This is a genomic window from Chromobacterium piscinae, from assembly GCF_021129175.1.
In the GTDB taxonomy this organism is placed as follows: domain Bacteria; phylum Pseudomonadota; class Gammaproteobacteria; order Burkholderiales; family Chromobacteriaceae; genus Chromobacterium; species Chromobacterium piscinae.
In genome coordinates this window covers 22830-29995 of sequence record NZ_JAJOHV010000066.1, presented here as the reverse complement: position 1 = coordinate 29995, position 7166 = coordinate 22830, and the positions used below count along the sequence as shown (strand labels likewise).

At 67.9% G+C, this 7166-nt stretch carries 6 protein-coding genes; 5 read left to right on the top strand and 1 reads right to left on the bottom strand.

Translation table 11 applies throughout. The annotated features are described in order from the left end of the window. The 5 genes from LQR33_RS16805 to LQR33_RS16785 all read left to right on the top strand — a co-directional run. On the top strand, positions 1-953 hold a 953-nt coding region (locus LQR33_RS16805; protein WP_231469813.1), incomplete at its 5' end, for a uroporphyrinogen-III C-methyltransferase. A 3-nt stretch (positions 954-956) separates the two neighbouring features. Further along, entirely contained in the window at positions 957-2165 is a 1209-nt protein-coding gene (locus tag LQR33_RS16800) for a heme biosynthesis protein HemY (protein ID WP_021478882.1), read from the top strand. A gap of 369 nt (positions 2166-2534) precedes the next feature. Continuing rightward, positions 2535-3455, top strand: a complete 921-nt coding sequence (gcvA, locus tag LQR33_RS16795) for a transcriptional regulator GcvA (RefSeq protein WP_021478883.1) — start codon at positions 2535-2537, stop codon at positions 3453-3455. 136 nt (positions 3456-3591) lie between these two features. Continuing rightward, positions 3592-5172, top strand: coding sequence for an MDR family MFS transporter (locus LQR33_RS16790; protein WP_231469812.1), 1581 nt, complete (start codon positions 3592-3594; stop codon positions 5170-5172). Further along, positions 5165-5599, top strand: a complete 435-nt coding sequence (locus LQR33_RS16785) for a MarR family winged helix-turn-helix transcriptional regulator (RefSeq protein WP_231469810.1) — start codon at positions 5165-5167, stop codon at positions 5597-5599. The genes LQR33_RS16790 and LQR33_RS16785 overlap by 8 nt, the downstream gene beginning before the upstream one ends. Here LQR33_RS16785 and LQR33_RS16780 read toward each other — a convergent pair. Further along, a complete protein-coding gene (locus tag LQR33_RS16780; protein ID WP_166441574.1) occupies positions 5596-7137 on the bottom strand; it encodes a sensor domain-containing diguanylate cyclase in 1542 nt (513 codons plus the stop codon). The genes LQR33_RS16785 and LQR33_RS16780 overlap by 4 nt on opposite strands. Between the last annotated feature and the right edge of the window lie 29 nt (positions 7138-7166).

Sequence of the window (7166 nt, the reverse complement as noted above, 5' to 3'; positions counted from 1 at the left end):
TCGCCGCGCTGGGCGTGGCCGGCTGGCAGTTCTACACCACCCAGCAGCAGCTGGATTCGATGCGCCAGGAACTGGCGCGCCGTCTGGCCGAAGGCAGCGGCGCCGGCAAGGAGCAGCGCGCCATCGCCGAGCAGGCGATGCTGGCCGCCCGTGCCACCGACGGCAAGCTGGCGCTGGTGGAGGCGCGCGTCAACGAGGCCGCCGGCCAATACGCGACGCTGAACGGCATGTACCAGGAGCTAACCAAGAACCGCACCGACTGGCTGCTGTCCGAGATTGAGCACACGCTCGCCATCGCCAGCCAGCAGCTGCAGCTGGCCGGCAACGTCAGCGCCGCCGTCTCCGCGTTGGAGATGGTGGACGCGCGGCTGGCCAAGTTCGACCGCCCGCAGCTGATCGGGGTGAAGAAGGCCGTGGCCACCGATCTGGAAAAACTGAAGGCGCTGCCCTATCTCGACACCGTCGGCCTGACCGTCAAGATCGACCGGCTGATGCTGAGCGTGGATTCGCTGCCGCTGGTGGTGGATTCGCACCGCCTGGGCGGCGCGCAGCCGGGCAAGCCGGCGCAGCCGGCGGCGGATGCCCCGTGGTGGGAGCGGCTGTCCGCCGAGATCAGCGGCAGCCTGGGCGAGCTGATCCACATCCGCCGCATGGACAAGCCGGAGGCGCTGCTGCTGTCGCCGGAGCAGGCCTTCTTCCTGCGCGAGAATCTGAAGATGCGCCTGCTGGACGCGCGCCTGGCGCTGATGCAGCGCGACGGCAAGACCTACGCCGCCGACATCGCCGCCGCGCGCAGCTACGTGCAGCGTTATTTCGACCGCGACGCGGCCGCCTCCTCGCAGTGGCTGGCGACGCTGGGCGAGCTGGAAGGCGCGCCCCTGGACATCAGCCTACCTGACATGAGCGCCAGCCTGAAGGCTGTGCGCGACGCCCAAGGCAACAGCGGGGAGTAAACGGTGAGATTCGCATTGTGGATAACCGGCCTGTTCGCATTGGCCGTGCTGGTGGGGCTGGCCTCCACCCTGAATACCGGCTACGCCATCCTGTTCCTGCCGCCTTACCGGATGGAAGTGTCGTTCAATCTGATGATCGTGCTGGTGGTGGCGCTGATCGTCGTCACCCACATCGCGCTGCGGCTGATCGCGCTGGCCGCCGACCTGCCGCGCCAGGTGCAGCGCTTCCAGCGCCAGAAGAAGCTGAAAGCCGCCCGCCACGCGCTGCGCGAGGCCGGCATCGCCTTCTTCGAGGGCCGTTTCCAGAAGGCCGAGCGCGAGGCGTCCAAATCGCTGTCCGATGAATACTCGGCCGAGAACCGCGCGCTGGCGCTGCTGATCGCCGCCCGCGCGGCCGGATCCGCCGGCGACGGCGGCAAGCGCGACGAATACCTGAACCAGCTGGACCAGCTGCCGGCGCGGCTGCAACTGGCGCGCCACATGCTGGACGCCGAGCTGAGGCTGGAGGACAAGGACGCGCTGGGCGCGCTGGCCGCCATCGAGCGAGCCCGCGCGTTGTCGCCCAATCTGACCAACGCGCTGCGGCTGGAGCTGAAGGTGCGCCTGCTGCAGAAGCAGCCGGAAGCCATCCTGCTGCTGACCGAAAAACTGCTGAAGGCCGACGCGCTGGAGCCGGAGCAGGCGCGCCGCTACCGGCTGGCCGCCTACCAGCAGCAGCTGGCCGGACTGTTGTCCGAGCGCGAAGTGCGCGACTGGCTGCGCCGCATCCCCGACGCCGAGCGCGGCAATCCGCAACTGCTGCAACAGGTGGTGTCACACCTGATTCGCTTGCAGGAATACGACTACGCCGCCACGCTGCTGGCCGGCGCGCTGTCCAGCGACGAAATGGAGCTGCCGGAACTGGCGCGCGAACTGGGTCAGCTGGCTGCCCACCTCAGCGTGGAAAAGCGGCTGGCGCTGCTGAAGGACGCCGAAAACTGGCTGAAGCTGCGCCCGCGCGACCACTGGCTGTTGCTGGCGCTGGGCCGTCTGGCGCAGGCGCAGCAGCTGTGGGGCAAGGCGCAGAGCTATCTGGAGGCCAGCGTGTCGATCCAGCCCACGCTGTGCGCGCACGCCGAGCTGGCGCGGCTGTTCGAGGCCACCGGCAAGGAAGAGGCTTCGCAGCTGCATTACCAGAAGAGCCTGGAGCTGGCGCTGAGCCAGGGCTGTTGAGCGCAGCCGTCCACGCTCGCCGTCCGCGATGCCGCCCGCCGTTTCGGCCGGCGGCATTTTTCTTGGCCGCGCGCCGGCGGCGGGCAAAAAAAATCGGACCCCGAGGGGCCCGTGCATGCCAACGTGGACTGGCAGACAATCAATCGATACGAGAGCGCGGGCGGTATCCTGTCTGACAATAAGGATGCCGAACGACGAAAGCTGTGCCAGAATCAACCATTATGCATGGCTGACCTCAGACCTATGCATGGCGCTTGCTTTCGCCGCGATGGTACCGTCCGCGACAATGTCCACCAGCATACGTGGAGGCGGCGGTTTGCACAAAGCAGTTAATCTCATGAAAACTATGAAGAAAAGGCATGTAACAGCATGAAGCTGCCTCCGCTGAATGCCCTGCGCGTGTTCGTCGTCGCTGCCGAGCACCTGTCGTTCACCCGCGCCGCCGCCGCGCTCAGCCTCACCCAGGGCGCGATCAGCCGCCACGTCCAGACCTTGGAAGAGTATTACGGCGCCACGCTTTTCACCCGCCAGGCGCGCGGCCTGGCGCTGACCGCCGAAGGCGAGGCGCTGGTGAAGCCGGCGCGCGAGGCGTTCCAGCTGTTGAACGAGGCCAGCGAGGCGCTGCGCCTGCGCCAGAGCGATCTGCGGGTGCGGATGCCGCCGACGCCGGCGATGCGCTGGGTGCTGCCCAATCTGGCCGACTTCCAGGCGCGGCACCCGGAGTACACGCTGCACTTGCTGACCCAGCTGATACACAACAAGCCGTTCAACCGCGCCGAATACGATCTGGCGGTGGTGGGCCTGTCCAGCCCGGAGGCGGCGGCCGATCTGCGGCTGGAATGCATCTGCCGCGAAAAGCTGATCCCGGTGTGCTCGCCCAGCCTGCTGGCCGGCAAGCACCCGCTGCACGTGCCGGACGACCTGAGGCACCACACGCTGCTGCACCCGTGGCGCGACCAGAACACCTGGAAGCGCTGGCTGACGCTGGCCGGCGTGTCCGGCGTCAATCCGGAAAGCGGCGTCACCTTCGACGCGCTGGAATACGCGCTGCACGCCGCAGTGGCCGGCATGGGCGTGACGCTGGCCCAGGCGTCGATGGTCACCCAGGACTTGGACAGCGGCCGGCTGGTGATCCCGTTCGACACCGTGCTGGAAACCGAGTGGGCTTACTACCTGGTCTATCCGCACGAGCTGGCCGAGCTGCCCAAGGTGCGGGCCTTCCGCGACTGGCTGGTGCACACCGTCGCCAACAGCGAGGAAGCCAGCTGGCTGGCGCGCCAGGGCTATTGAGCGCCGCCGGCGTCCGCCGCCGCTTCTCTGCGGCGGCCTTCCCCTTTTCCGCCAACATTTGTTAACCGCTGGGGCGTGGCGCGCCGGTCCGGCGTTCCGCATAATGATTGATATAGCAACTATTGCCTTATCAATCATGAACGCTCCTTCCTCTCCAGCCGGCCTGGCCGCCGGTCTGGACTTCCGCCAGCGGTTGATGGCGATGCTGGGCCTGTGCTGCGTGCTGATCATGGTGGCGCTGGACCAGACTGTGGTCGGCACCGCGATGCCCACCGTGGTGGCTGACCTGCATGGTTTCGCGCTGTACGCCTGGGTGGGCACCTCCTATCTGTTGACCTCGGTGATCACCGTCCCCGTCTTCGGCAAGCTGGGCGACGACCACGGCCGCAAACCCTTCGTGCTGACCGCCATTGTATTGTTCACCGCCGCCTCCATGCTGTGCGGCCTGGCGCAGGACATGCTGCAGCTGGTGCTGGCGCGCGCCTTGCAGGGCGTTGGCGGCGGCATGCTGGTGGCCACCACCTTCGCCTGCGTGCCGGACCTATTTCCCCACACCCGCGAGCGGCTGCGCTGGCAGGTGATGCTGTCGGCGTCCTTCGGCTTGGCCAACGCCATCGGGCCGTCGCTGGGCGGTTTTCTCACCGAGTACCTGGGCTGGCGCTGGGTGTTCTTCGTCAATCTGCCGGTCGGCGTGGTCAGCCTGTGGCTGGTTTGGCGCTTCCTGCCGGTGATCCGCCACGACGAGCGGCCGCCGTCGCGGCTGGACTGGCAGGGCGCGGTGCTGATCGCGCTGTTCCTCGGCTCGCTGCAGTTGACGGTGGAGTGGCTGCCGCAGCACAAGTCGCCGTTGCTGCTGGCTGCGCTGGCCGGATTGGGCCTGGCCGCGCTGGCGGCGCTGCTCTGGTGGGAAAAGCGCAGCCCCAATCCGCTGCTGCCGCCCAGCATGCTGTCGCACAAGGGCTTGGCGCCGCTATTCGGCTTGTCGCTGCTAATGGGCTTCGGCATGTTCGCGGTGATGTATTACGCGCCCTTGATGTTCCAGGCCGGCTTCGGCTTGTCGCCCAACCAGGCCGGCTTGCTGGTGACGCCGCTGGTGGTGTTCATCACCATCGGCAGCATGCTCAACGGCCGCATCGTGCAGCGGATGAAGCATCCGACGCGGCTGCTGGGCCTGGGGTTATTGATGTTCGCGGCCACTGCTGCGCTGTTGGCGCGCACTTCGCCGTCCACGCCGCACGCACTGATTTTCGCCAACATGATGATGGGCGGATTGGGTCTGGGCCTGCTGATGCCTAACCTGACCATCTTTGTCCAGCAACTGGCGCCGCGCCAGCAGCTAGGGGTGTCCACCGCGATGCTGCAGTCGACGCGGATGGTGGGCGGCATGCTGGGCACGGCGGTGATGGGCGCGGTTGTCAGCCACAGCTTCCGGCAGAACGTGGAGGCGATGCTGACCGCGCGCCACGGCGAGGGCTGGCGGTCCTGGCTGGCCGATCCGCAGACCCTGCTGAACGCCGACAGCCTGGCGCAGTTCCGCCACGCGGCGGCCGGCGCCGACGGCTTGCTGGCCGCCAGCCGCGAACTGTTGGTGGACGCCATCCATTACAGCCAATGGCTGGTGGCGCTAGGCTTGCTGCTGGGCCTGTGGCTGGTGCGCAAGGTGCCGGCGGTGAGGCTGGACAGCGCGGTCCCGGAACAGGAGCTGCGGCATGAATGAGCATCCTCCCAATCTGCTGCAGCAGCTGGGCCGCAGCAGCCGCGCGATGTACAGCGCCTTCGAGGGCCGGGTCGGCGAGGCGCTGCCGCGCTGGCGCATCCTGAAGGCGCTGGACGATCTGGGCACCGCCAGCCAGAAGCGGCTGGCCTGCCACCTGCAGATGGACCCCGGCGCGCTGACGCGGCAGTTGAAGCCGATGGAGGCCGAGAAGCTGGTGCGGCGGGATACCGATCCGGCCGACAACCGCCAGACGCTGGTGACGCTGGACGAGGCCGGCGCGGCGCTGCTGCGCGCGGCGGCGCCGCAGCGGCAGGCATTTTTCGATCAGGCCTTGAACGGCATCGACGCTGAGGAGCTGGCGACGACGTTGCGGTTGCTGCGCTTGCTGGAGGAACGGTTCCGCGGCATGGCCGCCGACGCGCGCTAGCGGCCGGCCGTCGCCTCGTCGCGTCCGGCGATCACCAGTCGGTTGCGGCCCTGCTGCTTGGCGCGGTAGAGCTCGCGGTCGGCGGCCTCGATCAGCTGGCGGCTGTCCACCACCTCGCGCGGATGCACGGTGGCGCCGCCTATGCTGATGGTGACGATGCTGGCCACCGACGAGCCGGCGTGCGGCAACTGCAATTCGCGCACCGCCTCCAGCACCGCCTCGCCGACGACGGCCACGCCCTCGGCGCCGGTGTCCGGCAACAGGCAGATGATCTCCTCGCCGCCGTAGCGCGCCACCAGGTCCTGCGGCCGCCGCACGCTGCCGCGTATCGCCTGCGCCACTTCGCGCAGGCAGTAGTCGCCGCTGACGTGGCCGTAGTGGTCGTTGTAGAGCTTGAAGTAGTCGATGTCTATCATCAGCATGCCCAGCGGCGCGTCTAGCCGCCGCGCCCGCCGCCATTCGCCGTCCAGGCTTTCCTCGAAGCAGCGGCGGTTGGCGATGCCGGTCACTGAGTCCACCCGCGACAGCGCCAGCACCTCGGCATGCGATTGCTCCAGCGCCAGCGTGCGGATGCGCACCTGCTGCTCCAGCTGTTCCTGCTGTCTCCCCAATTCCTGTTTGATATGGCGCTGCTCGCTCATCAGCGCGGCGACGCACAGCGCTACCACGGCGAGGATGCCGATATAGGTTTGCAGGATGATCAAGGTGCTGTAGGCGGAAAAGCCCAGATAAGGGCCGCCGCCATGGCGGGTGCCCCATAGCGCCAGCATCGTGATCAGCAGCAGCGCCAACGCCACTTCCCGCGGGCTGAAGCGGAAAGCCGCCCAGGCCACCAGCGGCAGCACCAGCATGTCCAGCGGATAAGTGGTGTCCATGGTGGGATGCCACCAGATGAAGATGCTGGCGGTCAGCAGCGCCACCGTGCCGAAGTAGGCGATCATCTCGTACCAGGCTTCGCGGCCCAGGCTGGGCCAGCCGTGGTAGTAGAGATTGAGCAGCAGGCTGCCGAACAGCAGCGTGCCGCTGGCATTGCACAGCCACCACAGGCAGCCTTGCGCCAGCAGCATTTTTTGCGGCACCAGTTGGCCCAGATAGGCGGAGGCGATGGCGATCAGCGTGCCCAGCAGCGCGGACGCCGCCACGATCAGGCAGAACAGCAGGCAGTGGCCGAAGCTGCCCAGCGGATTGCCGGCGCCGAGATGGCGGCGCACCAGCCAGGCGCCGGCCAGCGCCTGGACCAGCATGCCGGTGGCGATGCCCAGCGCCGGCAGCAGCCAGTTCAGGCCGGGGGCTTGGCCCGACCAGCGCCAGCCCTCCGCCAGCAGCGCGCCCAGCAGCACGCCCGGCCATACCCGCCAGCCGCGCAGCAGCAGGGCGGCCAGCGCCAGCGCGGGCTGCGGCCACAGCACGGCGTCCATCCCGAGCTCAAGCATCAGAAAGCGGTCGCCCAGCCAAGCCGCCGCGCAATACAGCAACGCCACCAGAACATTGGGCAGCCAGTCCGGGACAGCCGGAGGGCGCGTGAGAGTGCCGCGCATAGATTCCCTTCTACCGATGGCTGCGGAGC

What these genes read in the sequence shown, in the direction of transcription:
- LQR33_RS16785 (WP_231469810.1), top strand. Translation starts at nt 5,165, where the DNA reads ATGAATGAGCATCCTCCCAATCTGCTGCAGCAGCTGGGCCGCAGCAGC.
- LQR33_RS16790 (WP_231469812.1), top strand. Translation starts at nt 3,592, where the DNA reads ATGAACGCTCCTTCCTCTCCAGCCGGCCTGGCCGCCGGTCTGGACTTC.
- LQR33_RS16780 (WP_166441574.1), bottom strand. Translation starts at nt 7,137, where the DNA reads ATGCGCGGCACTCTCACGCGCCCTCCGGCTGTCCCGGACTGGCTGCCC.
- gcvA (WP_021478883.1), top strand. Translation starts at nt 2,535, where the DNA reads ATGAAGCTGCCTCCGCTGAATGCCCTGCGCGTGTTCGTCGTCGCTGCC.